Raw genomic sequence first — 24,379 nt, 5'->3', positions numbered from 1 at the left:
CCTTCGCCAGTTCTTCAACCGCAGAAGAAGATATGACTTCTTTAATAGCCTCCGAAAAAGCAGCTAATTCTCGATGTAAATTCTTCATAAATAAAAACTCCTTACTCTAAAATTCTGCATGGCAGAACTTTAGAGTAAGGAGAAAATTTACTTTCGTCGACTAATTTGCCTTAAGTTGATGGCTATGGTGGGGGCTGCTGCCTGTAGCAGCTTTGGCAGGAGGTGTTTCACTTGTCAGATGGCTCTTTTATTTCATGGAGCCAAGCCTCGGCCTGATTTATGCTTCTGCAATGATTCAAGGTGCTTCCGTCGGTCTATTTATCCCGGCAGGACTTCAATACATCAAGGAAATTACACCTGCGCATATCACAGCAACTGCCGTAACAATCTACTCCGCTATCGGAAATGGTCTCGGCAATTGGTTCAGCACGTTTGTAGGTGGAATATTGTATGATCGTTTTTCCATTTATATCGTATATTTATTCTTTGGAATCCTGGCATTGATGGGTGTAATCTTGACCCTGATTCTTCATAAAGGTAAGAAAGCTCCAGGCTTGAATGAAAATTATGTGAATAGTTAAGGCTGTTTTCGTAAACATTGTTGTTAAAATCTTACTGCCGATTTTAACGTAATAGTAATTGTTTGGCGCGTTGAAATTTAGTATTCCAGGCTCTTTTCTAACTAAACACGATATTTTGATTGCATAGGGGATCGTATTTAAATGACAAAAGCAACAAACTTTGAGAAAAGAGCCATAGCTAAAAACGAAGGGAGGGGCTCCCTTCGTTTTTTTATAAGATTTTTTTCATTTCAGTTAGAAAATCGAGCAAATCGCTTTCTTGTGTAAATGATCCTTGAGCCCTTTGTGGAGTGCCCCCGCCTTTTCCGTTGAATTTACTGATATGCTCTTTCAATGTTATTCCGCAGTTTATTTCAGATTCTCCATTTGCAGCAAATAAGACTTTTAATCCATTTTTACAACCGAGCAATACTTGAGTGATATCGGAAGCGAGAAGTTCACTTGCGGCCATTGACATTTCTTCAAAATCAAAATCAGTAAAATAATGGCATACAGCGTTGCCATTCATGGATTCTTTTAAATCATTTGCTGTACGAGACGCCCTGAATGCTTTTAATTCCTTCAGTTCCTTCTGCACATTCTTTAATTCATCTTCAAGCTTGAAGATCTTTTCAAGAGACATTTCCTTAGAAGTGGAAAAGTGGCGTGCTATTTCAGTCATTTCATTATGTGCAAGCTGAAATTCTTTTAAGGAGCGGACTCCGGCCGTAAAATGAATCCTGGTCATTTTCTTATTCTTTTCCGTTTTGATAATTTTTAACAAGCCAATCTGACCTGTCCGTGCTACATGGGTGCCGCAGCAAGCAGAATAATCGATGCCTTCCATTTCAACGATACGTATGTCTTCTTCAACTTGTGGCATCTTTCTGAGAGGGATGCTGCTTAGCTGGTCAGGGTCAGGATAGTATGTATGAATTGGAAGATTATCATAAATGTAATCATTTACCTGTTTTTCAATGACGGCGATTTGTTCATCAGAAATGGACGGAGCATCGACATCTATTGTGACGATTTCTTTCCCAAGATGAAAACTGAGGGTCGGAATTTCATAAAGCTCCAAAAGTACAGCTGATAATAAGTGTTGAGCAGAGTGATGCTGTGTATGGTCGAGTCTTCTATTTGCATCAATGCTGCATGATACTATCTTGGAAGCTGGAAACTGGTCCACTTCATGGATAATTTCATTCGTTCTCTCTTGGACATCTAATACTGCTGCTTCTCCGATGTTCCCTTTATCAGCAGGCTGACCGCCCCCTTCAGGATAAAAGGCCGTCTTTTTTAAGGTAAGATAACATTTCCCATTTTCTTCAAACATACGTTCAATTTCTGTATCCCAAGCAGTGATCTGTGGAAAATCATAATATAATTTTTGTGTCAAAATCATCTTCCTTTCGAACAATCTTTTTTAAAGTATATCATGTCGTGTAAAAGGATGAAAAAGCATAAGATCCTGCCGTTTATAGAGGAAAATAAGGAATGTAGGCTTAGTAAATTTTTCCTCTTACATATTTCAGCCAATCTTGTAAAGACTATGGTTGAAAATATAAATGGAGGTAGATTCCACATGAAAATAGTTAAAGTCGTTTTAGCAGCGAGCCTTTTGGCAGTTCCGCTTACTGCCTGCGCTTCAAAGAATAATGTCAATGATGAAAAGGGTACAAAGTTTCAAAATGTACGTTATACTCCTGGTACTGTCAATGATAATAACAACATGGATATGAATGATAACAATATGAATAACAACGTGGGTGACAACAACTACTCCGTTGCCAACGATGTCGCTGATCAAGTGAACAAAATTGATAATGTCAGCAATGCGAATGTCCTTGTTACGGACCATACTGCTTATGTGGCTGCCAAGCTTGATACAAACAAAGAAGGCACGAACACAAAAGATATGGAGAAGAAAATCTCAGACAAAGTTAAAGAAGCGGACAAGAGCATTGACAATGTCTATGTTTCCACAAATCCTGATTTTGCAGACAGATTAAAAGGCTACGCAGATAAAATTCAAGCAGGAAAACCGGTTGTAGGACTGGGAGATGAAATCGCCGAAATGCTTCGACGCGTTTTCCCAAATCAACGCTGATATCGATGAAATAAAAGAAAAAGTTGATTCTCTATAGAATCAACTTTTTCTTTTATTTATGAACCTGTCTTTTATCCATTCCACCACGAAAAGAAGTGAACCGATTAGGAATGGGAAAATGTAATAAATCAATCGATAAAGTGCCAATGCGAGCAAAACTTCTTCCGCCTTGACGCCCGCCAACTCAGACCCGAGTAGAAAAATCAAATCGAATGAACCTACACCACCGGGAATCATTGAAATGATTCCTGCGCAGATGGAAACGATCGTAATCGGGATAACTGCGGAAAATGCTAATGGCACACCTAGCACAACGATGATGGTCCAAATTGTCAACAGGACGAAAACCCATTCGGAAAATGAGACAATGATGAACCCTAAAACATACTTGAATGAGAAGAGAATTTTATTCTTGGTGGGACTTAGCCAATGAATAATCAATAATAAAGGGGTGTATAAAGAAAAACCCCAAATCACAAATTTCAGCCAAGTATGCTCATCCAAGACAGGTGTTTGGAACCAATTGAATGCTACAGACCAGCAAATCAGTGAGAGGCCGGTCAAAAAGAAAATGGAGAGACTGGCTATCATTTTGACAAGCGCCATTTTATCTGTGTGCTGCTTTTGGTAAAAATAGACCCTGAGTGCTGCTCCACCAACCCCGCCAAATCCGAGGAAATTGGAATAGGTATTGGCTGCATAGCTATAGCGGAGTTTTTTGAATAAAGGAAGCTTTATTCCTAAGGGCCTTAATAGTAGGAAATCATAAAAACACATAGGTATGACAGCAATGGCTCCAATCAACAACAAAAGGAGGATCTGCTGAAGTGTCAATTCATGGATGTGTTTTTCCACCAGTCGAAAATCAAAGTCCCTGAAGACTTTTTCCGCTTCGAAATAGAGGAGGATTAATATTCCTGCTCCCAATAGAATCTTCAAAATATATGAGAACGCTTTATTTTTTAGTAATTTCAATTTTTTCACCATCTGCCATTATTGCCTTTTTCTTGCACATAAATTCTATAATATCATATATTCCTTCGACAATGGCATGATTTTTAAAAAGAAAAAGCTGATGCTTGGATGCATCAGCCGAATTTTTTATTTAAGTGTTAGTGCTGCTGCACCGATCTTTCGTGCTGGAATTTCTTCCATTGGTAGCGGATAAAGCATCCGATGCAAAAGCCTAATATAGCGATAAATGCTGAGAGACCAACCATTGCTGTGAAAATATAGGCAGCTATAGTCCAGCTCATTAAAAAGGAGATAAGCCCAAGTGATAAACATGCGACAGCAATTTTTTGGTTAAATTGCTGCTGCTCCCAGTCTTCAGGGATGTATTCCTTCAGCGGCTTCTTCAAAAATGGTTTGGCTAATTGCATAATAGGGTTGTATTTGAAAACAAGAGCAGATAAGCCTGCTGCTAATGGTATTGCAAGAATCAAAGAGATACCTGTAATCCAGGTCAATAAGACAGAAATGACGATGGTCCATTGATTTACAAGTACTAATGGACGCGGGATGGATTTTGTAGTCGTTGTCATATTAATCCAACCTTTCAGATAGGAATTAGTGTATATACATTGTATCTCAAAATTCGTTAATTGTGAATGAAAAAGTCCTGAATATGTTATAGTTAAGAAACTAAGGCAACAAATCATTAATAGGTAAGGAGCAATCATACATGCTTCATAATGCAGTTAAAATGTTGAAGACTTATTTCGGATACGAATCCTTTCGATCTGGACAAGAAAAAACAATTCAATCTGTTCTATCCGGAAATAATACGGCATGCATTATGCCGACTGGAGGAGGCAAGTCAATCTGCTATCAAATTCCTTCATTATTAATGGAAGGAACAACCCTCGTAATTTCCCCTTTGATTTCTTTGATGAAGGACCAAGTTGATGCTCTTGATCAAATTGGGATCCCTGCAGCTTATATCAATAGCTCACTTTCCAATGCAGAAATTCATGAAAGGCTTGAACATGCCAAGGATGGTACATATAAACTTCTTTATATTGCCCCAGAACGATTGGAATCCCCTCAATTTCTCACTCAGTTAAAAGGTATGAAGATACCGTTTGTCGCAGTGGATGAAGCCCATTGCATTTCACAATGGGGCCATGACTTTCGGCCAAGCTACCTTTATATCTCAAAATTAATCAAGGAATTAAATTCGAGACCAGTTGTGGCAGGTTTGACAGCGACTGCGACTCCGCAAGTCAGGGAAGATATTTGCAGGCTGCTTGAGATTGATCCTGAGAATACAATCACGACAGGATTTGAACGGGAAAACTTATCTTTTTACATCTCTAAGGAATCGGATAAAGTAAAATACATACAAGAATACGTTAGAAAAAATAAGGAAGAGGCAGGCATTATTTATGCGGCCACTAGAAAAGAAGTGGACCAGCTTCATGCCAGACTTTTGAAGATGGGGATTGCAGCAGCCAAATATCATGGCGGTCTTTCGGAAAAGGAGCGGAATGAAGGGCAGGAGAAATTCCTCCTGGATGATGCTTCTGTGATGGTAGCAACAAATGCATTCGGAATGGGAATTGATAAATCGAATATTCGATATGTCATTCATTATCAAATTCCGAAGAATATGGAAAGCTTTTATCAGGAAGCCGGAAGGGCAGGGCGCGATGGCCTCCCAAGTGAATGCATATTGCTGTTCAGTGCACAGGATATCCAGGTTCAGCGTTTTTTGATCGAACAGTCTGCAAGTACCCTTGAAAGACTTGAAGGGGAAGTGAAAAAGCTTCAGCAAATGATCGATTTCTGCCATATTGACGGCTGCCTTCAAGCCTATATACTTCAATATTTCGGAGAGGTTGATCCACCTGCATGCGGCAGATGCGGAAACTGCAAGGATGATCGCGACAAAGTCGAAATAACAAAGTCTGCCCAAATGGTTCTTTCGTGCATGATTCGGATGGGAGAACGATTCGGTAAAACCTTAATTGCTCAGGTTCTTGCAGGGTCAAAAGTGAAAAAGGTGAGAGATCTAAAATTTCATCAATTATCAACATTCGGATTGATGAAAGAGAAGTCCGTTAAAGAAATCACAGAACTCATTGATTTTTTGACCTCGGAAGGCGTCATTTCTGTAACCTCAGGTGCCTATCCTGTTTTGGCTGTCACCAATAAGGGTAAGGAAGTCCTTCTTGGGAAGGTCAAACTATTCCGCAAGGAGAGCCTCAAAATTCATAAGATTGTTGAAGACAATGAACTGTTTGAAAGTCTTCGGTCCTGCCGAAAAAGACTTGCGGAGGAGGAAGGGGTGCCGCCATTTGTCATCTTTTCAGATGAAACACTTCGTCAAATGTGCAGCGCACTCCCGACTGACGCTGAACAATTCCTGGATGTAAAAGGGATTGGGAAGTTTAAACAGGAGAAATACGGACAAGCATTCCTGGAAATAATTCAGAAATATGTAGAAAAAGAGGAAGTAGAAACGGTTGCCCAGAAATAATGTTTGTTTAGCTAACAAGTTTTATATGTGAACCACAGACTTATGCTCTGTGGTTTTTTGATTTTTTTAAAAAAGGAATGTATCCTATAATAATATTATGTAAACTAATAAAAACACCATCTTTACAAGTTGAATATGTCATGAAATAATGAGGGAAAATTCTTAATTTTCCAAAGGTGATGTTTATGTACAGCATTTTAATGGCCAATAAAGATGAATTTGAATCCAAAGGGATCCAATGGTTATTGGAGTCTTCGATTTCGGATATTAAAGTGCATTGTGTACATACATTGGAAGGGGCGGTTACTGCTTCAGAGGAATTGGACCCGGCCATTGTTTTGTTGGATATGGCACTGTTGGAAGGGGGAGATGCTGCCCCGCTCAAGAAAGCTTTAAAAATTTTTAAGCCGATTGTCATTACCTTTGCCCTCGAGGATACATTTGAAGTGGCAAAAAAGGCGATTGATATAGGTACTTCCATGCTTCTGACTAAGCCGTTTTCACCAGGGACAATCGTAAATAAGATTAAACAGTCCATTCGTGAAATGGATTCAGTACAGAAAAAATCGGAAACGGTTATAGGGGAAACAGCAGAAAATAGCATTGGATATCGTGATTTGTTCTTAGGGACTGGGGATGCTCAGCCTGCTAAACCACATATCATGATTGCGTTTAATTGTGAAAACCCTGAAGATATACCGTCACTTCTAGAATTTATTGAAGATTATCGTTTTTCAGAGCGGCCAAAGATTTTTCCAATGAGTGATTTAGTCATCTGTCTTTTTTCCCGTCTTGACATTGAGTGGAAAGAGGAGTGCAAAAGGTTTCTGGCTAGTTGGAATGAAGCCGCTGAATCCCCGCTTTCCATTATCATTCACAAGGGGGAAGGCATGGCTCCTTCATCTTTGCACGTTCAATTTAAAGAAATAAAAAAAATGTGCGAAGTGGCCTTTTTTGTAGGATATGAAAGAGTTATGGAATATTACGAGGAAAGCAAATGGACCTTCCTGGATCCTTTTTTATCTCCAAATGAACAAGGGTTATGGATCCATTGGCTGAAACACCAGCAATTGCATGAAATCCGTGAGTGGATGTATCAAGAGTTCCTTACGTTTGGATCTCCATATCCAGATCCCGGTCTGTTGAGGACGAGGCTCACCAGCATATTGGCTCAAATTAGGAGATTCATGAAGTCCAATCATATCAATGGTACAGAGATAGAAAGGGAGTATCTTTCTGTTTTCGATAACATTTTGTACAGCCCATTGATTCATCGGATCATTGAAAGAATTCTTCAATTCATCATTCATATTCTGAAACTAGTAAGGGACAATCGTGGTGATGAATCAAATCTGGCAATAATAGATAAGTGTCTAGTATTTATGCAAGATAACTATTGGAATCAGAACCTGGACCTGCTCATTTTATCTGCACATGTGAAAAGAAACCCTTCCTATTTAAGCAATTTATTCAAGTCGAAGCTTGGACAAGGGTTCAGGGAAAAATTAAATGAAATCAGAATCAGGGAATCCAAAAAACTGCTGCAAGAGAGCGAAATGCCAATCAAAGAAATCGCACACCTTTGCGGTTTCCAAAATCAGCAGTATTTTTCGAAAATTTTCCGCTCATTGGAAGGGAAGCCCCCAAGGAAATTTCGAAGCAGCAAGGAATCATTTCAGGATTCAAATATGAAATAAAAAAGCTGGCGGAATTAATTCGCCAGCTTTTTTAGTCAGTCTAATAAATCCTTTGACGTTCCATATTTGAAAACATCGTATATGGCCTGCCCATCACTAGGCCTCCCATCACCGGTTCTGAATGGGAAGAGTGAAAAGAAAATAAAATAAACGGAGAAATAGACAAATTGATAGAAGAAGATGTGCACATGGAATATCCCGGCATAAATCAATGAATTCACTATTAGAATAGCTGCTAGATTAAATAAGCTGCCAGCTAAATAGATGATAGCGTGCGTCCATTTCGTATTAAAAGTCAATTCCTCGTATTGGCACCATCCTTCCATGAAATATAATCTCTTTACTTCAATTACTCCTATTTTAAAAAGTGTCTTCCCTGTTCCCAGTGTAAACTTGATTTTTGCTCCAAAAAGCCTCGCTGCGAGCACATGGCCCAATTCATGGACGATGGTTACAATTGGAAGCGTCAGGAAAAAAGCAAGAAAGAACATCCACATATCATCTAAAGTAAACAATCTAGAACCTCCCATATAGGCGTTTGCCTTATTCAATATCCTCTTCGTTCACTTCTACCACTTATTCTTTCAATTACTCTCATACTATTTACTCAGATTAGTCGGTTGCCAAATTTTACTTTATAACAAAAATATAAATAGAGAAACTTAAGGTAACATTATTATAAGTTTTAGCAAATATAACGTTAATTCCTCGAAATAAATATAAGAAAAATATAAATATTCAAAAAATATAACAAATCATATCTCATACTTTCCCACCTATAATGAAAGAAAATCATAATTAGGAAGTGAAAATATGAAGACAGATAAAAGAATCGTTGAAGGAATTACCGGCACAGAACTCCACACTAAAGGGTGGGTCCAAGAAGCAGCATTGAGGATGCTCGCCAACAATTTAAATAAAGATGTCGCAGAAAGGCCAGAGGATTTAGTCGTTTATGGAGGAATAGGCAAAGCTGCACGCAATTGGGAATCCTATGATGCGATTGTAAGAACATTAAAGGATCTTGAAAATGATGAGACACTCCTTGTCCAATCGGGAAAGCCCGTAGCTGTTTTTAGAACTCATGAAGATGCACCACGGGTACTGATTGCAAATTCAAATTTAGTTCCAGCTTGGGCGAATTGGGAAACGTTCCATGAACTTGATCAAAAAGGGTTAATGATGTACGGGCAAATGACTGCAGGAAGCTGGATCTATATTGGAAGCCAGGGAATCGTTCAAGGGACATATGAAACGTTTGCTGAATTGGCGAGACAGCATTTTGGAGGGAGCCTGAAGCAGACCATCACGGTAACAGCCGGACTTGGGGGAATGGGAGGAGCACAGCCCCTTGCAGTAACAATGAATGAGGGAGTCTGCATAGCGATTGAAGTGGATCCAGAAAGAATCCAAAGACGGATTGAGACAAGATATCTGGATGTACAGACAAATTCGTTGGATGAAGCCATCTCTTTGGCCAAGGAGGCAAAGAAAGCAGGGAAGCCATTATCCATTGGTTTGTTAGGAAATGCAGCGGAAGTGCTGCCGGAAATGATCGAAAAAGGTTTCATACCTGATGTATTGACCGACCAAACTTCTGCCCATGATCCTTTAAATGGGTATCTTCCGGAAGGGATGTCCTTGGGTGAAGCAAATAAAATGAGAGTGGAGGATTCTGCAGCTTTTGTCCGAAAAGCTAAACGGAGCATGGCCAACCATGTGAAGGCGATGCTTCTCATGCAGGAAAAAGGCTCTATCACATTTGATTACGGAAATAATATCAGACAGGTCGCAAAAGATGAAGACGTCCAAAATGCATTCGATTTTCCGGGATTTGTCCCGGCGTATATCCGCCCTCAGTTCTGTGAAGGAAAAGGTCCATTCAGATGGGTAGCGCTGTCGGGTGATCCAGAAGATATCAGAAAGACAGATGAAGTCATCTTAAATGAATTTAAAGAGAATGAATCACTTTGCAAATGGATCCGCTTGGCACAGGAAAAAATTCAGTTCCAAGGACTTCCATCCAGAATTTGCTGGCTGGGATATGGAGAGAGGGCAAAGTTCGGGAAAATCATAAACGACATGGTTGCAAGTGGAGAGCTGAAGGCCCCGATTGTCATCGGCAGGGACCATCTTGACTCAGGATCTGTTGCTTCACCTAACAGAGAAACAGAAGGGATGAGAGACGGAAGTGATGCGGTTGCCGACTGGCCGATATTGAATGCTTTAATTAATGCTGTTGGAGGAGCAAGCTGGGTGTCGGTCCATCATGGGGGTGGAGTGGGAATGGGATATTCCCTGCATGCCGGAATGGTGATCGTCGCTGATGGTACAAAAGAGGCTGAAAAGAGGCTTGAGAGGGTATTGACCACCGATCCGGGTATGGGAGTCGTACGCCATGTCGATGCAGGATATGAACTGGCTGAAAAAACAGCAGAAAAACACGGCATCCATATTCCTATGATGAAGAAATGAGGAGGAATTGACATGGAAACGAAGCCATTAATTATCAAAAATGCGGAGCAGGTAATCACTCTGAAAGGTTCTTCAAAGGGGCCGTTAAAAAAAGGAAAGATGAATGATCTTCAAATCCTCAAAAATGGATGCGTCTTCATAAATGAAGGGAAAATTGCCGGAGTTGGAACGGAAGAAGAACTGGCTTCTGTCTATGGTGAGCTCATGAAAGAAGCTGAAATAATCGATGCAAGAGGAAAAATTGTTCTACCTGGCTTGGTAGACCCTCATACCCATGTGGTTTATGCCGGCAGCAGGGAAGAGGAATACAACATGAGGCTGAACGGTTCAACCTATATGGAAATCATGAATAACGGGGGAGGAATCCATGCTACTACGGGAAAAACGAGAGAAGCCAGCATGGATGAATTAATCGAGCAATCAAAGAAAAGACTTGATTCATTTTTGCTGCATGGTGTAACTACAATCGAAGCGAAGAGCGGATACGGGCTGGACTGGGAAACGGAAAGAAAGCAGCTGTTGGCAGCACAGGAACTGAACAAAATGCATCCAATCGATATCGTCAGTACGTTTATGGGTGCTCATGCCATCCCTGCTGAATACAAAAAGAATCCTGATGCGTTCGTAGATCTAATCATTGAAGAGATGCTTCCGAAGGTTTCCGAAGGCAAACTTGCTGAATTCAATGATGTCTTCTGTGAAAGAGGCGTATTTACTCCAGAACAGTCCAAGAAAATCCTTTTGGCCGGCAAAAAATTAGGCCTCATCCCTAAAATCCACGCAGATGAAATTGAACCGTATGAAGGAGCAGAGCTTGCAGCCGAAGTCGGAGCCATTTCTGCCGATCATCTTTTAAAAGCTTCTGACGAAGGGATCAAAAGGATGGCAGAGAATGATGTAATCGGCGTTCTACTGCCTGGTACTGCCTTTTTCTTGATGGCGGAATTCGCTGCGGGAAGAAAAATGATTGACATGGGAATGTCCATCGCATTATCAACAGATTGCAATCCAGGTTCTTCTCCCTCTGTTTCCCTGCCGTTCATCATGAACTTGGCTTCTTTAAAAATGGGGCTTACTCCTGCAGAAGCCATCTCAGCGGCTACAATCAATGCAGCCCATGCCATAAACAGGGGGCATGAAATCGGAAGCATTGAAACTGGGAAAAAAGCGGATCTAACCATCATGAATGTTCCTAATTATATGAAACTCTCCTATCATTACGGGATGAATCATACTGATACCGTCATTAAGAATGGAGAAATTGTTGTAAAGGATGGGCTGATATGCAAAAGGACCTAAAAAATTCTCCCTTATCCCCTCCTTCCTTTGTTTGGACAAAAGGAAATGTAAAGGAAGGGAAAATGAACGAGTGGATCATTCCAATTCAAGAAGCAGTTGAGATTGAACCTGAGGAGGAATGGGACGTCGTCATGTTTGGAATCCCGTTATCCCGATCCTCCATCAGTGTATCAGGGGCTTCGGAATTCCCGGATGCATTCCGAAGAGGATGGAAAGGGTTCTCTACTTACAACTTGGATGAAGAGGTAGATCTTGAGGAGTTAACAGTATTGGACGCAGGGAATGTGGATATGCATTTCACGGACATATCCCTTAGTCATTCAAATATCGTCCAATCAATGGAAAACCTCACTGATAAATTTCCCCAATCGATGATAACGGCCATCGGAGGGGACCATTCCATAACTGCAATGGTCGTGAAGGGGATTAAAAATGCAAAGAAGAACGAAACGATAGGAATTCTTCAGCTGGATACTCATTTTGATTTGAGGGATCTCAAGGATCATGGTCCTACTAATGGGACCCCCATACGCAATTTAATTGAGAGCGGCACCATCGAAGGAACAAATGTCCATAATATCGGGCTCCACGGTTTCTTTAATGGGAAGAGCCTGGTCGAATCCGCCAAAGTTTATGGAGTCAACTATACAACACTAAGCAAGGCGCGTGATCAAGGTGTGGTAAATGCAGTGAAAAGGGCACTTGAAACTCTTGGTGAAAATGTTGACCACATTCATCTAACCGTGGATATGGATGTCCTGGATATTGCGTATGCTCCCGGAGTCCCTGCATCTACCCCTGGGGGAATGACGACGCATGAACTTTTTCAAGCTGTCTTTGCTGCCGGTCTGCATGAAAAAGTCAAATCAATGGATATCGTCTGCCTTGATCCTACAAAGGACCACCCGGCACAGCCTACCGTAAAGGCGGGCATACACGTTTTCTTATCTTTTCTATCCGGATTTGCCAAAAGAAAAATATGAAGATCCCAGCCTGGAATTAACTTTCCAGGCTTTTTTTATGTATAAAGACAGTTAGATTTGATGAAATAATATTAGAGAATCTTGGAAATGTTAAGGAGGAATAAGAAGGGCGAGGTTATTCCGATGAAACGTGACAAAGGAAAATTATCAGGGACGACATTACAGGAAAAATACACCCGTATTCAAGAAGCACTTGGCTTTTCTGCTGATTTACTGGTGATGCATAAGGAATTTAATAAAGGCGGGCATTGTTTTCACATCGTATTGCTCAGGATCGACGGTATCTCTGATGGCAATGGGGTTGTGGAATTATTTAGGAGCCCTGAGCTTCAGTCAATGGACTCCATGGATGAGGTAATCGGAAAAATCGGCGATCATGGAATGAATATCGAGCACAAGGAATATGAAAAGGATTTTCATAAATTAACTATCTCCATGCTTGAAGGCGACACGATCATTCTGTTTGAAGGAAGGGAAATGGTTCTAAAGGTAAGTACACTAAAAACAGAAGGAAGACAAGTAACGGAGCCAACATCCCAAACAGTCATCCGCGGGCCGAAAGATGCTTTTGTGGAATCCATTAGAATCAACACAGCCCTTGTTAGGAAAAGAATAAAAAATGAACAACTTCGTCTTGAGAGATTCCAATCCGGAGAAAAGTCCAAAGCCAATATTGAACTGATGTATTTGGCCGATCAGGTGGATTACGAATGTTTAGAAAAAATCCGGACAAGGATATCTGAAGGGAGTGCGAGTTTAATACTAGAGTCGGGTTATATTGAAAAAATGATACAGGACAATCAAAAAACGATCTTTCCTACCATCATGAATACTGAGAGGCCGGATGAGGTTGCCAGTAATATCCTAATGGGAAAAATTGCTGTGTTTGTCGACAATACTCCGTTTGTTTTGATATGTCCTGTTACATTCTATCAATTCTTCCAATCACCTGAAGATTACTATCATAACTTTAATATATCTTTTCTTCTTCAGACATTAAGGTTTGTCGGGTTTTTTCTATCTCTGCTTGCACCTGCCATTTATGTCGGATTGATCACACACCACCATGCTATGATTCCGACTCCATTATTAATCAGTCTGTATGCCCAGCGCGAAGGGATTCCTTTCCCGGTCATTATCGAAACATTCCTGATGGAATTTATCTATGAGATTTTGAGGGAGGCAGGTGTCAGGATGCCAAGGGCTATTGGCCAGGCTGTCTCCATCGTGGGAGCATTGGTCATCGGACAATCCGCTGTTGAAGCGGGGCTTGTCTCGACAGCTGTCGTAATCGTAGTTTCAATCACTGCCATTTCAAGTTTTACAATGCCGAACTATAATCTGGCCATTTCTGCAAGGATTTTAAGGTTTATATTCATGGGTGTGTCTTATTTTATCGGATTTTATGGGTTATTGCTTGGTTTGATGATGCTGTGTGGACATCTACTTACGATTACATCTATGGGACGGCCATATTTACGGGGCCTTGATAATCAGCTTTCAAAAAAAGATAAAATGATGGAAATTAGGGATGCAAAATGAAAAAGCAGATACTGGTGCTATTGATAATTTCAACGCTGGTGGCTGGATGCGGGAGCCAGCATGAGCTAAACGAAATGTCGATCATCGTGGGTATCGGCATTGATTTACTTGGTGAAGAAACCTATCAAATCACGCTGCAGATCGTGAACCCCAGCGCTATTTTTACTGCAGGAGGCAATTCATCCGGCCAGAAGGTTGTTCCAATCATCAATGTGGTGGGGACAGGGAAAACGGTTGTGGATGCCCTGCAAAAAGCCACTACTAAAATATCCAGGCCAAACTTCTATGCACATCTATCCATGATTGTCATGGGACAGGCGCTTGCTGAAAAAGGGATTCTTGAGGTGCTGGACACATTTGAACGCGACGCAGAAGTCAGGCAGAATACTCCCATTTTAGTTGCTAAGGGGGAAAAGGCATTCGACGTTTTAAATACACTTACTACGTTGACGAGTATTCCCGTTGTTTCACTTATCGGGAAAATTAGAAATGCACATGACCTGTTTGGAGAAACCGCGAATGTTGAGCTTTATCAGCTGATCAAGTCATTTGAGGACGGGAATACAGCGGCAATTGTAGGGGGAGCTACAGCGCCGAAGGACAATAATTTTGCCAGCACCAAGGAAAATATTGATCAGGCATCCCCATTGACCAGTGAGGTAGAAGGGATTGCTGTATTTGATAGAGAAGGGAAGCTGGCTTATTGGATTGATAATGAAAAAGCCAGATCGACCCTGATACTTAGAAATGAATTAAAAGAGACAATTCTCTCTCATAAATGCAGTGAAAATAAACATTTCACCATAAAAGTGAATTATTCGAAATCTAAATTAAAAGCAGTAAGAAAGAATGGTAAGGTTTTGCTTCAAGTCAATACTTATATGGAGGGGAATGTTGACAGCAATGCTTGCCCTAAAATCACTTTAAGTACGGATGAAGATTATAAAAAAATTGAAAAAATCATGGAGAAAAAAGTGAAAAAGAATTTAAAAGAATTAATTAAAGATACTCAATCACATGAAACGGACTTCTTAGCTTTCAACTCATCTTTACGTAAAAGTGATTCTGAGTATTGGAAAAAAGAAAGAGATCATTGGGGAGAAATTTATAAGAATGCAGCTGTTGATGTAAAAGTGGAGATGAAAATAAATAACTCGGGTTTGACGAGGAACCATATTAATGTTCAGGAGGCGAACCATGATTAAAATCAAACATGGTGATTTCATGGCATTAGTCATTCTTTTTCTTGTCGGGAGCGCTGTGATGCTCGATGTGGGAAGAACCGCATTTAAAGACGGATGGCTTGCCATATTCATTGGAATGTTATCAAGCCTTCCTCTACTGCTTGTCTACTATTTAGTATATGCAGCGCAAAAAGGACAGAATTTCTTTGAGATTTTCCAATATGCTTTCGGGAAAATTGGCGGGAAATTCATAACGTTTCTTTATATAGTTTATTTTATCTACATGACTTCAAGGATATTAAGGGATTTCAGTGAGGTATTGCAGATTGCTGCATTTGGGGATGTTTCTTTGGTAGTGCTTGCACTCATCATGATGCTGACAATCATGTACTATTCATGCAAATCCATTGATTTGATATTTAAAATCTCAAAATACTTATTTCTAATTATCATCACAGCTTTTTTTGGCAGCATTATCTTTGAAATTGTCTCAGGGGTCATTGATATTGGAAATGAATTGCCAGTGTTGGAGGACGGATGGGCGCCTGTCCTTAAAACGGTCTATCCGAAGATTATTACGTTCCCATTCGGGGAGCTGATTGTAATTATTGTATTTTTTTCAAAAGTGGAAGAGAAAAAAGGAATCTTGCTAAAGTTTCTTGCGGCAACTTTTATTGCAGGTGCTATGTTGATGACAACTTCTTTCATCCACGTCTCCATTTTAGGAGCAAAAACAGTAGAGAGGACTCATTTTCCCATCTTGACTGCCGTATCCGTCATCAATATTTCAGATTTCATCCAGCGTGTAGATGCTCTAATCGTGATATTGATAATAATCCTAGGGTTTATTAAGACAAGCATATTTTTTATTGCATCCGTGGAAACAAGCAAACAATTACTTGGAATCAAGGAAAACTTCATTATAGTGCCGCTGGGATTATTAGTGACCTATTGCTCGATGGCCATCTCTGCAAATTTCCCGCAGCATATAGAAGAAGGAATCAATATTGTCCCGTATTATCTCCATATCCCGTTTCAAATTGTCATGCCTTTGGTAATGATGGCTGTCATCATCATAAAGAAAAAGGTGAAAAAAGAAGCTATTTTTTCTTCATAATCCAAACATAGGCGATCAGCAAAGTGAATCCTATTAATAAAGAAAAAAAGTCATCAATGGAAAGCGTATAGAAAACATTGAGGAAATTATAGCGAATTTCGCGCAATGAATACTTTTGAATCAAATCAAGGCAAAATATTAAAGATATTGTACTGCAATAAACCAAGACTAAGAAAATAATTTGTTTTTTCATCACCATCACCACTTTCCATTATGTCCAGAAAAAAGGATATTTACATCTAATAGAGAAAATAGTTAGGAAAAAGGGAAAGAAGTGGATGGAATGGAACTGGAGAAACGTGCAGCAGGACCTTCAATGGAAGAAATGGAATGGGATACGGTATTGACCCCTTCCTACCGTGAAGACCTAAGGTATTTCAGTGAAAAAGAATACAATAAATTCGTCAAATTGAATACGGTTAAAGATTGGTCTGAACTCAGATGGAAAGATATCGGCAAACCGTTTGAAGTTACCTCATTTTCGAAAGAAAAAACTGAATGGGAAGAGAAAAATGGTAAGGCACTTCCTGTTCATACCTCTTGGGAAATGTTCAACCGCTCTTTTCATGAATGGTTTGTGAAAGATGTACCAGCAGAAATGAGCAGATCGAAAAAGGAGTTCTTCTCAAAACTGGCCAAATTTCAAATGAGAGATATTAAATCAGCGCTTGGGAATGTTCTGCGCATCCATTTATGGAACTATGCCCATAGGATTGAAGATGGGATATGGGATCCGAGGGGCAAAAGGGCTCTTTTTGAAGGACTGGATCTCCAGAAGCCAAGGATATTATTCCTCGGGGCTGCCGAGGGATATGAGGCGATGCAGCTGTCTGCCATGTATCCCCAAGGGGAAGTAGTAATGGTGGACTATGATGAATTTTGCAGGGATTCGAGATTTAAAGAGTTTCCCGAAAGCTATCCGTTTCTTGGATACAATCCGGCAACCGGGGGAAATAAAGTCTATAATAAATCGGACTTTACCATTCATTATGAGGTAAATGATATCCGTAAACTGAGTTACGGCAAAGAATTTGATATCGTACTAAGTGTAGGTCTGCTCGAGCACTTTCCCGATGAGCTGAAGCCGGAAGTCCTTGAATGGCACAGGAAATTTTTAAAACCGGGCGGGTACATCATCATGACGACACCAAGGGCGCAGTTGAAGTCTAAACTTTACTACGAAATCATGGCCGATGTCATGAATCACACGTATCGTGAATTAATGACGGTTGAGCAGATGGGATTGTATATGTATGAAAATGGACTTGATATAATTCGCCATGGTCATATCAAAGTCCATAACGGCATTATAGCCAAAGTAAAATAATGGCCTCTGTATACATCGCAACTAAAAAGTGATAGATTAGTCAAAGTGGATAACTATAGAAAAGTGCAAGAAATGAGGAATAACATGAGAGACTATTTAGAAGCTGGAAAGATTATGACACTGAACGTTGAAAGGGAAGTCCCCTTCGGATATTTCCTTTCCAATGGAACAGAAGATGTGCTGCTTCCTAATTCCGAAATCCAAGGCGAAATTGAATTAAATCAAACTGTAGAAGTTTTTTTATATCATGATAAGCTGGGCAGGATGACAGCGACCATGAAGCTCCCGGTTCTCAAAGAGGGCGTGTATGAGTGGTGTAAAGTTGTAGGAGTTAATGAAGAGTTTGGTGCATTTGTTGACATCGGGATATCAAAAGATCTTTTGATATCTGCGGATGATCTTCCGATATACGACGATATTTGGCCGGTTGAAGGTGATTTATTATATGTCACATTAAAAACTGATCGAAACGGAAGGCTCTACGGGAAGCTTGCCACTGAAAATATCATTCAGGATTTAGTGAAGGAAGCGCCGCGGACCATCTTGAACCAGGATATTAAGGGAAGGATCTATCGTTTATTGAAAGTTGGATCGTTCCTGCTGACAGAAGAAGGATATCGCTGTTTCATTCATGAAAGCGAACGGGAAAAGGAGCCGAGGCTCGGTGAATTAGTGACAGCAAGAGTCATTGACGTCAAAGAAGACGGTACTTTGAATGGATCGCTATTCCCTAGGAAACAAGAAAAAATGCTGGATGATTCAGAGAAGCTCCTACAATACTTAATCCAGCGCAGTGGAAAAATGCCTTATTGGGATAAAAGCGCCCCCGAAGAGATTCAATATCGGTTTGAAATGAGCAAAGCTGCTTTCAAACGGGCTCTCGGCAAACTGATGAAGGAAGGAAAAGTCTATCAGGAAGAAGGATGGACCTACATCAAAGAATAAAGAATAATCAGCATTAAATATGGAATAACTAAAGACACTCATATCAATATGGGTGTCTTTTTTTTTGCAAATGATGATCGCAGCGATTTTCTCCGGCTTTGTAATCAAAATGTCAATTTTGACTTATTTCTATAGATCAGATACGAAGGATGTCATGAAAATCAACGCTTTTTTTGTTACAAAGGAGCAATTCGCCTCAGTAGGTCTTGCAAATGATGGGAAGTAATTTCATGTATTATCCAACGAATGTTTAGGAGTCAAAAATCGAGGTAAACCCCTAGTAACATCGCAAATAGTTTGTTGGCCAAATTTAAACTTAGGCCAATTCAATTTAATAGGGAATCAAGAAAATCTTATAGAGCAGGTGATGAAAATTGGCAGATAAACAAAAAAGCAAAAAAGAAGAAACATCGGTTCAATCACAAAAACAAAACGCAGAGGACAGCTCATCAAACTCACTAAGCTATGTTTTATTAGGAAGTATGGTTGGAGCGGGACTAGGAATGATGTCCAGCCCGGGAACAGGAAAAAAAATCATTTCCTCTCTGGGAAAATCAGAAATTGTTAGGACAGCAGGCAGTGAATTAAAGAGAACTGCACATGAAATCCTGGTAGAACAAGCGGTGATGCAGGTACGCAAAACGGTTGAAAAAGGAACATTCAATAATTTGCTTTCCATTAAAAAGAATAATCAGGTTGAATCAACTAATAAAACACCTGAAGAATCGTCTTCAGACAACCAGGAATATGAAGAAAAATATAATGAGTTGAAAGAAGAGAACAAAAAAATCAATGATTACCTCTCCAAGATCGATGAAAAGTTGACAAAGCTGTTGGAAGCGAAAAACTAACCAATAAGCACTAATCATTCAGGCAGCCTTTTTCAGAAAGGAGCATGCCCATGAATAAACGAAAACTGGGGAAAGCTGCATTAAAGGCAGGGAAATTTATATTAAATAAATCGCCTGCTCCAGTAAAGAAATATGTGAAAACGAAGATAAAAGAAGAAGCAAAGGAACATTTTGCAGAACATGTGGAAGACAAAATTCAGTCTAAAGCTGATGATGCTTCCAAGAAATTGCAAAAAGCAAAAAATGACAACGCTGAGAAAGTTCATGACAAGGCAGACTCTGCTAAAGAAAAAATCCAGCATGCTCTCCTTACTGCAAGGGAAAAGCTTGGAAAGGCAAGAGAGGCTGGGGAAGAGCTGCAGTCTAAGATATCCGACTCTAACTCAGAAAAAAAAGGGAAAGGATATCGAGGGATTAAAGGTCCAAAGGATGTGAAAAGCTCTCAAAATATCAAAAGCATCCAAAATATCAAAAGTTCCAGGAACATTAAAAGTCCTAAAGATATTAAATCTTCAGCGGACATCAAAATGTATAGCAACTAAATTATAAAAACAGGAGGAGATTGAATCATGGCCGTACAAAAAACTACTGATAGTTCAAGTTTAGCAGAAGTTATTGACCGTATATTGGATAAAGGGATCGTTATTGATGCATTTGCCCGAGTATCCGTTGTAGGAATTGAGATTCTAACGATTGAAGCGAGGGTAGTCATCGCGAGTGTCGACACTTGGCTTCGATATGCAGAAGCCGTTGGTCTTCTTACAGATGATGTCGAGGAGAATGGACTTAGATCTCAATCCAATGAAGGATCACCGGGATTTAGCATTTAATTGAGGTAAAGTCGGAACCGCGGAGGAAGTTATGGAAATTAAAAAGGTTATGAAAACTGTATCTGATTTCTTCCAGGAAAATATCGCACCTCCCCACAAAATCACTTCGGTAGATTTACTGGAGGAGGATGGATGGAAAGTGACCATCGAAGTAGTGGAAGAAAAGGAATATATGAAAAAATACGCCAAGGACGAAATGATTGGCATGTATACTGTCCTTGTTAATGAGAAAGGCGAGATTACATCCTTCAACCGGATAGATATCCGTTATAGGAGTGCAATAGGGTAAACGTTAAAAGTGGAAAGTTCAGAGGAGAGTTGATGGCATGACGGTCTTACAAAATCGGGAAAAAGCCCATGGGAAAACGATGGTTCAAGATGAAGTATCAGAAGACACATTATCCCGAACCCTTGAATATTTAAGGGCAGGTTATCCCGTCCATTTTTCCGGTCCAGCAGGAACAGGAAAGACCACAACCGCATTAGCCCTTGCCAAAAAGAGAAAACGCCCCGTCATGATCATCCATGGCAATCCTGAGCTGAACAACAAGGATATGATAGGCGACTTTACAGGCTATTCCAGTAAAAAGGTAGTCGATCAATATGTGCGGAGTGTGTATAAGAAAGAAGAGCATGTAACTGAATCGTGGAGAGATGGACGTCTATTGGAAGCAGTGAAGAATGGATGGACACTCATTTACGATGAATTTACGAGATCAAAGCCTTCTGCCAATAATCTTTTTCTATCGGTCATTGAAGAAGGGATTCTTCCCTTATACGGTACAAAACAAACTGAGCCTTTCATTCGGGTCCATCCTGATTTTCGAATGATTTTCACCAGCAATCCTCTGGAGTATGCAGGTGTCTATAAAACGCAAGATGCTCTCTTGGACCGCATGATCACCATTCAAATGAACTATTTAAATGAAGATAGAGAAGCTATAATCATTGCGAAAAAAACAGGGCTTGAAAAAGATGAAATTAAAATGATCACGGGGCTGGTCTCCCGGTTAAGGGAAAAGTGTTCCAATGAAAATGGTACGGGGCCGAGTATTCGGGCCTCCCTGATGATAGCGGAACTCGCTAAGCGGCAGGATATTGAGATCGATGGAGATCATCAAGATTTCCAACGTCTTTGTCTTGACGTATTAGAATTTCCAATCAAACGGCTATCTGGAGAAACGGAACCAGAAAAATGGATTATGAAGGAATTAAAGAATCTGAGCAAGTAAAGGAGTGTTTGTATGAGCAGCCAACAGGAAGAAAAGGGAATTTATATTTTCGGAGCTTTTCAAACCGAGGAAGAAACACCTATCGGAAAGATAGAAATTGAGGGCGTCGAAAGAGATATCTTTGTAATCAAATACAAAGATGCCGGGATAGCTGCCTGTGAAGCACCTATGAAAATCTACCATCCGAACAGGAAGAATCTTATGATGCATCAACAAGCCGTTTCTATGATCATGGAGGAAAAGGAAGCTGTCATTCCAATCAGTTTTGGCAATGTCTTTCATTCCAAAAAAGATGTCCAGGCATTGATGGAAAAACTATATCCTCAGTTTGAAAAGCTCTTCCCGGAAATCCGGGGGAAAGTTGAACTTGGATTAAAAGTAATCGGGAAAAAGGAATGGCTTGAATCTATAGTAAAAGAAAATACGAAAATCTCCGAAATATCCGCTTCCGTGAATGGAAAGTCTAAAGCTGCAGGCTACTATGACCGCATCAAATTGGGTGGTGCAGCACAAGAAGTATTTTCTTCATTGCAGCAGCGAATGAAAGAAGACCTATTTCTTCCACTCTCGGAAAAAGCAGATGCGTCAAAGGTCAATGACCCAACAGGTGAAAAGATGCTGTTAAATGCTTCTTTCCTCGTTGATAAAGAAAATGAAGGCAAGTTTGATCAATTAGTAAATGACCTTCATGAAAAATGGAAAGGTAAATTGGATTTTCAATATAGCGGACCTTGGCCAGCATACAACTTCGTAAATATCCGTTTGAAGGTAGAAGAAGCTGGATGATTCACAAATTAGTTTCAACGCCTATCAATTTGGTGATAAAAATCGCTGAGAAGATAAAAGAAGAAGCTGATAAGGAATTAAATGACCTGCCAACCATCCAGCAAAAACTTATTCAGCTTCAGATGATGTTTGAACTGGGGGAAATCCCAGAAGAAGCATTCGAAGCGAAAGAACAGGAATTGCTTATAAGATACGAGGCAGCCAAGCGCAAAGAAATGGAAGAATGGAAAAAACTTACTGAATGAGGCAAGAGGAGAGGGTGTGTATGGATCGTTTAATTTATGTATACGGATTAGTTCCACATCTGGAGATGGAGGAGAAACCGTTATCGACTAATATCCCAGGTTTCGAGGGGGAGCCTCTCCAATCTATAGATTGTGGTGAGGTAACAGCGGTCATAAGCGGTTTGAACGCTGAATTCAACTCTGAGGAAGCTTTAAAAGATAAAATGGAAAATGATATGGAATGGCTTCAAGAAAAAGCCTTTCATCATCACGAAACAATATTAGCCCTTTATAAAAATTATACAATTATTCCTTTGAAATTCTGCACGATTTATAAAAATGAAGAGAATCTTCTAGATGAAATAAGAAAAAAACAAGAGTCTTTAAAACATACTTTCACTGTCCTTCAAGGAAACGAAGAGTGGAATTTAAAAATATATTGCGACGATAATGTTTTCAAAAATGAACTGGTCCTCCATCATTCGGAGATTGAAGAAAAACGGTCTGAAATAGCTTCACTATCACCTGGCAGACAATTCTTCGAAAAAAGAAAGCTGGATCAGCTGGTGGAAAAAGAGATTGAAGCTGAAAAAACAAGAATCTGTGAAAACATTCATGCAAGACTTATGGAATTCTCTGTCCATGCTGCTGTTAAGAAGAATTGGAGCAAGGACATGACAGGGACCCAAGAGAAAATGGCTTGGAATAGTGTGTTCCTGATTGATTCAAATTCTGTTGATCGATTCCAAGACATAATAAGATCTCAGGAAGAATCGCTAAAGGAAAAAGGATGGAGACTTGAGGCAACCGGCCCTTGGCCAGCCTACCATTTTTCAAGCTTCTCTTAATCGGAGGTATATAAATGCCTATAAAGGAATCATTAGAAAACAAGGATATTGCCTTAATAGATATTTTGGATGTCATCCTGGATAAGGGAGTCGCCATTAAAGGGGACTTAATCATATCCATTGCAGGGGTCGATCTCGTCTATCTGGATTTAAGGGTCTTGATTGCCTCTGTTGAAAAACTTGTAAGCTCAAAAAATGAAAGATCCGATTTGAGTTCTATTCAATTCGATAAACAAAGGGAGGAGCTGTCAGATGCAGCCTGTAAAGAACAACCATGGAAGAATCAATCTGGATCCTGATAAGGCTGAAGCTGGACTTGCCCAACTTGTTTTAACGGTTGTGGAACTATTGCGCCAGATTGTTGAAAGACATGCAATCAGAAGGGTGGAAGGCGGGACTCTTACAGACGAACAAATTGAAAACCTTGGAGTCGCCTTGATGAATCTGGAAGATAAAATGGAAGAACTAAGGAATGTCTTTGGTCTTGAAGCAGAGGATTTAAACATAGATTTAGGTCCTTTAGGAAATTTACTATAATCCAAGAAGCCTATAGGGAGGTGAGGATCTGTGGCAGTAGAACACAATATGCAGTCCAGTACAATTGTAGATGTTCTGGAAAAAATACTGGATAAAGGGGTAGTCATTGCGGGTGATATATCCGTTGGGATTGCCGATATCGAACTTCTTACAATAAAAATAAGGCTCATTGTTGCCTCAGTTGATAAAGCTAAAGAAATTGGCATGGACTGGTGGGAAAACGATCCTTACTTAAGCTCGAAAGCATCTTCCGGGAATACAAAAGCCCTTGAAGAAGAAAATCGCAAACTCAATGAAAGATTGGAAAAGCTTGAAAAACAGTTAACAACTACTAACCAATAAAAAAATTCG

27 protein-coding genes and 2 pseudogenes are annotated in these 24,379 nt (G+C 40.0%); 24 read left to right on the top strand and 5 right to left on the bottom strand.

Annotation, left to right across the window (positions count from 1 at the left end; genetic code table 11):
• Window positions 1-191 precede the first annotated feature (191 nt).
• Window positions 192-581, top strand: a pseudogene (locus DFR59_RS06545) (MFS transporter); the annotation flags it as partial.
• A gap of 211 nt (window positions 582-792) precedes the next feature.
• Here the strand turns inward: DFR59_RS06545 and DFR59_RS06540 are convergent.
• On the bottom strand, window positions 793-1,959 hold the full coding sequence (locus tag DFR59_RS06540) for an alanyl-tRNA editing protein (RefSeq protein WP_158538342.1): 1,167 nt from the start codon (window positions 1,957-1,959) through the stop codon (window positions 793-795).
• Window positions 1,960-2,145: 186 nt separating this feature from the next.
• On the opposite strand from DFR59_RS06540, the gene DFR59_RS06535 reads away from it, so the two are divergent.
• Window positions 2,146-2,670, top strand: a complete 525-nt coding sequence (locus DFR59_RS06535) for a YhcN/YlaJ family sporulation lipoprotein (protein WP_114744786.1) — start codon at window positions 2,146-2,148, stop codon at window positions 2,668-2,670.
• A 39-nt stretch (window positions 2,671-2,709) separates the two neighbouring features.
• On the opposite strand, the gene DFR59_RS06530 is transcribed toward DFR59_RS06535, so the two are convergent.
• Together DFR59_RS06530 and DFR59_RS06525 are read right to left on the bottom strand one after the other, a co-directional pair.
• On the bottom strand, window positions 2,710-3,645 hold the full coding sequence (locus DFR59_RS06530; protein WP_158538341.1) for a flippase-like domain-containing protein: 936 nt from the start codon (window positions 3,643-3,645) through the stop codon (window positions 2,710-2,712).
• 137 nt (window positions 3,646-3,782) lie between these two features.
• Window positions 3,783-4,214 carry a DUF4395 domain-containing protein gene (locus DFR59_RS06525; protein WP_114744784.1) on the bottom strand — a complete coding sequence of 144 codons (432 nt, stop codon included), beginning with the start codon at window positions 4,212-4,214 and terminating at the stop codon, window positions 3,783-3,785.
• 140 nt (window positions 4,215-4,354) lie between these two features.
• On the opposite strand from DFR59_RS06525, the pseudogene recQ reads away from it, so the two are divergent.
• Window positions 4,355-6,121, top strand: a pseudogene (recQ, locus tag DFR59_RS06520) (DNA helicase RecQ); the annotation flags it as partial.
• A gap of 215 nt (window positions 6,122-6,336) precedes the next feature.
• Window positions 6,337-7,848: an AraC family transcriptional regulator gene (locus tag DFR59_RS06515; protein ID WP_158538340.1), complete on the top strand. Its 1,512-nt coding sequence runs from the start codon at window positions 6,337-6,339 to the stop codon at window positions 7,846-7,848.
• 35 nt (window positions 7,849-7,883) lie between these two features.
• On the opposite strand, the gene DFR59_RS06510 is transcribed toward DFR59_RS06515, so the two are convergent.
• Window positions 7,884-8,363 carry a site-2 protease family protein gene (locus DFR59_RS06510; protein WP_114744781.1) on the bottom strand — a complete coding sequence of 160 codons (480 nt, stop codon included), beginning with the start codon at window positions 8,361-8,363 and terminating at the stop codon, window positions 7,884-7,886.
• Window positions 8,364-8,661: 298 nt separating this feature from the next.
• Between DFR59_RS06510 and hutU the strand changes: the two genes are divergently transcribed.
• From hutU to DFR59_RS06480, 6 genes are all read left to right on the top strand, one after another.
• A complete protein-coding gene (gene hutU / locus DFR59_RS06505) occupies window positions 8,662-10,323 on the top strand; it encodes a urocanate hydratase (RefSeq protein ID WP_114744780.1) in 1,662 nt (553 codons plus the stop codon).
• 12 nt (window positions 10,324-10,335) lie between these two features.
• Window positions 10,336-11,622 (top strand): imidazolonepropionase, encoded by a 1,287-nt coding sequence (gene hutI / locus DFR59_RS06500; RefSeq protein WP_114744779.1) that lies wholly within the window; start codon window positions 10,336-10,338, stop codon window positions 11,620-11,622.
• The gene (locus tag DFR59_RS06495) at window positions 11,607-12,605 is read left to right on the top strand and encodes an agmatinase family protein (RefSeq protein ID WP_114744778.1); all 999 of its coding nucleotides are present in this window, start codon (window positions 11,607-11,609) and stop codon (window positions 12,603-12,605) included. Before hutI ends, DFR59_RS06495 begins: the two co-directional genes overlap by 16 nt.
• A gap of 123 nt (window positions 12,606-12,728) precedes the next feature.
• Window positions 12,729-14,147 (top strand): spore germination protein, encoded by a 1,419-nt coding sequence (locus DFR59_RS06490; RefSeq protein ID WP_158538339.1) that lies wholly within the window; start codon window positions 12,729-12,731, stop codon window positions 14,145-14,147.
• On the top strand, window positions 14,144-15,352 hold the full coding sequence (locus DFR59_RS06485; RefSeq protein ID WP_114744776.1) for a Ger(x)C family spore germination protein: 1,209 nt from the start codon (window positions 14,144-14,146) through the stop codon (window positions 15,350-15,352). The genes DFR59_RS06490 and DFR59_RS06485 overlap by 4 nt, the downstream gene beginning before the upstream one ends.
• Window positions 15,345-16,448, top strand: a complete 1,104-nt coding sequence (locus DFR59_RS06480; protein ID WP_158538338.1) for a GerAB/ArcD/ProY family transporter — start codon at window positions 15,345-15,347, stop codon at window positions 16,446-16,448. The genes DFR59_RS06485 and DFR59_RS06480 overlap by 8 nt, the downstream gene beginning before the upstream one ends.
• Here the strand turns inward: DFR59_RS06480 and DFR59_RS20625 are convergent.
• On the bottom strand, window positions 16,432-16,641 hold the full coding sequence (locus tag DFR59_RS20625; protein ID WP_114744774.1) for a YczF family membrane protein: 210 nt from the start codon (window positions 16,639-16,641) through the stop codon (window positions 16,432-16,434). The two genes, DFR59_RS06480 and DFR59_RS20625, sit on opposite strands and share 17 nt — an antisense overlap.
• 90 nt (window positions 16,642-16,731) lie before the next feature.
• On the opposite strand from DFR59_RS20625, the gene DFR59_RS06470 reads away from it, so the two are divergent.
• From DFR59_RS06470 to DFR59_RS06410, 14 genes are all read left to right on the top strand, one after another.
• On the top strand, window positions 16,732-17,775 hold the full coding sequence (locus tag DFR59_RS06470) for a class I SAM-dependent methyltransferase (RefSeq protein WP_114744773.1): 1,044 nt from the start codon (window positions 16,732-16,734) through the stop codon (window positions 17,773-17,775).
• Between the two features lie 84 nt (window positions 17,776-17,859).
• Window positions 17,860-18,720 (top strand): CvfB family protein, encoded by an 861-nt coding sequence (locus DFR59_RS06465; RefSeq protein ID WP_114744772.1) that lies wholly within the window; start codon window positions 17,860-17,862, stop codon window positions 18,718-18,720.
• A gap of 64 nt (window positions 18,721-18,784) precedes the next feature.
• Window positions 18,785-18,946 carry a hypothetical protein gene (locus DFR59_RS20040; RefSeq protein ID WP_158538337.1) on the top strand — a complete coding sequence of 54 codons (162 nt, stop codon included), beginning with the start codon at window positions 18,785-18,787 and terminating at the stop codon, window positions 18,944-18,946.
• A 148-nt stretch (window positions 18,947-19,094) separates the two neighbouring features.
• On the top strand, window positions 19,095-19,571 hold the full coding sequence (gene gvpT / locus DFR59_RS06460) for a GvpT/GvpP family gas vesicle accessory protein (RefSeq protein WP_114744771.1): 477 nt from the start codon (window positions 19,095-19,097) through the stop codon (window positions 19,569-19,571).
• Between the two features lie 50 nt (window positions 19,572-19,621).
• Window positions 19,622-20,113: a gas vesicle protein GvpQ gene (gene gvpQ, locus DFR59_RS06455; RefSeq protein WP_114744770.1), complete on the top strand. Its 492-nt coding sequence runs from the start codon at window positions 19,622-19,624 to the stop codon at window positions 20,111-20,113.
• Window positions 20,114-20,140: 27 nt separating this feature from the next.
• The gene (gene gvpJ / locus DFR59_RS06450) at window positions 20,141-20,401 is read left to right on the top strand and encodes a gas vesicle protein GvpJ (protein WP_114744769.1); all 261 of its coding nucleotides are present in this window, start codon (window positions 20,141-20,143) and stop codon (window positions 20,399-20,401) included.
• A gap of 31 nt (window positions 20,402-20,432) precedes the next feature.
• Window positions 20,433-20,690, top strand: coding sequence for a gas vesicle protein GvpO (gene gvpO / locus DFR59_RS06445; RefSeq protein ID WP_114744768.1), 258 nt, complete (start codon window positions 20,433-20,435; stop codon window positions 20,688-20,690).
• Window positions 20,691-20,727: 37 nt separating this feature from the next.
• On the top strand, window positions 20,728-21,633 hold the full coding sequence (gene gvpN, locus DFR59_RS06440) for a gas vesicle protein GvpN (protein ID WP_114744767.1): 906 nt from the start codon (window positions 20,728-20,730) through the stop codon (window positions 21,631-21,633).
• Between the two features lie 12 nt (window positions 21,634-21,645).
• On the top strand, window positions 21,646-22,419 hold the full coding sequence (locus DFR59_RS06435) for a GvpL/GvpF family gas vesicle protein (protein ID WP_114744766.1): 774 nt from the start codon (window positions 21,646-21,648) through the stop codon (window positions 22,417-22,419).
• Window positions 22,416-22,664, top strand: a complete 249-nt coding sequence (locus DFR59_RS06430; protein ID WP_114744765.1) for a gas vesicle protein GvpG — start codon at window positions 22,416-22,418, stop codon at window positions 22,662-22,664. The genes DFR59_RS06435 and DFR59_RS06430 overlap by 4 nt, the downstream gene beginning before the upstream one ends.
• A gap of 20 nt (window positions 22,665-22,684) precedes the next feature.
• On the top strand, window positions 22,685-23,491 hold the full coding sequence (locus DFR59_RS06425) for a GvpL/GvpF family gas vesicle protein (protein ID WP_114744764.1): 807 nt from the start codon (window positions 22,685-22,687) through the stop codon (window positions 23,489-23,491).
• 14 nt (window positions 23,492-23,505) lie between these two features.
• Complete coding sequence (locus tag DFR59_RS06420) at window positions 23,506-23,790, top strand: gas vesicle protein (RefSeq protein ID WP_114744763.1); 285 nt, start codon at window positions 23,506-23,508, stop codon at window positions 23,788-23,790.
• Entirely contained in the window at window positions 23,744-24,028 is a 285-nt protein-coding gene (locus DFR59_RS06415) for a gas vesicle protein K (RefSeq protein ID WP_114744762.1), read from the top strand. The genes DFR59_RS06420 and DFR59_RS06415 overlap by 47 nt, the downstream gene beginning before the upstream one ends.
• Window positions 24,029-24,058: 30 nt before the next feature.
• Window positions 24,059-24,370, top strand: a complete 312-nt coding sequence (locus tag DFR59_RS06410; protein ID WP_114744761.1) for a gas vesicle protein — start codon at window positions 24,059-24,061, stop codon at window positions 24,368-24,370.
• Window positions 24,371-24,379 lie beyond the last annotated feature (9 nt).

This window comes from Falsibacillus pallidus (genome assembly GCF_003350505.1).
Lineage (GTDB): Bacteria > Bacillota > Bacilli > Bacillales > DSM-25281 > Falsibacillus > Falsibacillus pallidus.
The sequence above is the reverse complement of the archived record's forward strand: the minus strand, read 5'-3'. Positions and strand labels throughout refer to the sequence as shown.

Coding starts and splice junctions, on each gene's coding strand:
- DFR59_RS06525 (WP_114744784.1), bottom strand. CDS start 4,214: ATGACAACGACTACAAAATCCATCCCGCGTCCATTAGTACTTGTAAAT.
- DFR59_RS06420 (WP_114744763.1), top strand. CDS start 23,506: ATGCCTATAAAGGAATCATTAGAAAACAAGGATATTGCCTTAATAGAT.
- gvpJ (WP_114744769.1), top strand. CDS start 20,141: ATGGCCGTACAAAAAACTACTGATAGTTCAAGTTTAGCAGAAGTTATT.
- DFR59_RS20625 (WP_114744774.1), bottom strand. CDS start 16,641: ATGAAAAAACAAATTATTTTCTTAGTCTTGGTTTATTGCAGTACAATA.
- DFR59_RS06425 (WP_114744764.1), top strand. CDS start 22,685: ATGGATCGTTTAATTTATGTATACGGATTAGTTCCACATCTGGAGATG.
- DFR59_RS06415 (WP_114744762.1), top strand. CDS start 23,744: ATGCAGCCTGTAAAGAACAACCATGGAAGAATCAATCTGGATCCTGAT.
- gvpN (WP_114744767.1), top strand. CDS start 20,728: ATGACGGTCTTACAAAATCGGGAAAAAGCCCATGGGAAAACGATGGTT.
- hutI (WP_114744779.1), top strand. CDS start 10,336: ATGGAAACGAAGCCATTAATTATCAAAAATGCGGAGCAGGTAATCACT.
- DFR59_RS06430 (WP_114744765.1), top strand. CDS start 22,416: ATGATTCACAAATTAGTTTCAACGCCTATCAATTTGGTGATAAAAATC.
- gvpQ (WP_114744770.1), top strand. CDS start 19,622: ATGAATAAACGAAAACTGGGGAAAGCTGCATTAAAGGCAGGGAAATTT.
- DFR59_RS06515 (WP_158538340.1), top strand. CDS start 6,337: ATGTACAGCATTTTAATGGCCAATAAAGATGAATTTGAATCCAAAGGG.
- DFR59_RS06465 (WP_114744772.1), top strand. CDS start 17,860: ATGAGAGACTATTTAGAAGCTGGAAAGATTATGACACTGAACGTTGAA.
- hutU (WP_114744780.1), top strand. CDS start 8,662: ATGAAGACAGATAAAAGAATCGTTGAAGGAATTACCGGCACAGAACTC.
- DFR59_RS06485 (WP_114744776.1), top strand. CDS start 14,144: ATGAAAAAGCAGATACTGGTGCTATTGATAATTTCAACGCTGGTGGCT.
- DFR59_RS06490 (WP_158538339.1), top strand. CDS start 12,729: ATGAAACGTGACAAAGGAAAATTATCAGGGACGACATTACAGGAAAAA.
- DFR59_RS06435 (WP_114744766.1), top strand. CDS start 21,646: ATGAGCAGCCAACAGGAAGAAAAGGGAATTTATATTTTCGGAGCTTTT.
- DFR59_RS06535 (WP_114744786.1), top strand. CDS start 2,146: ATGAAAATAGTTAAAGTCGTTTTAGCAGCGAGCCTTTTGGCAGTTCCG.
- DFR59_RS06480 (WP_158538338.1), top strand. CDS start 15,345: ATGATTAAAATCAAACATGGTGATTTCATGGCATTAGTCATTCTTTTT.
- gvpO (WP_114744768.1), top strand. CDS start 20,433: ATGGAAATTAAAAAGGTTATGAAAACTGTATCTGATTTCTTCCAGGAA.
- DFR59_RS06495 (WP_114744778.1), top strand. CDS start 11,607: ATGCAAAAGGACCTAAAAAATTCTCCCTTATCCCCTCCTTCCTTTGTT.
- DFR59_RS06470 (WP_114744773.1), top strand. CDS start 16,732: ATGGAACTGGAGAAACGTGCAGCAGGACCTTCAATGGAAGAAATGGAA.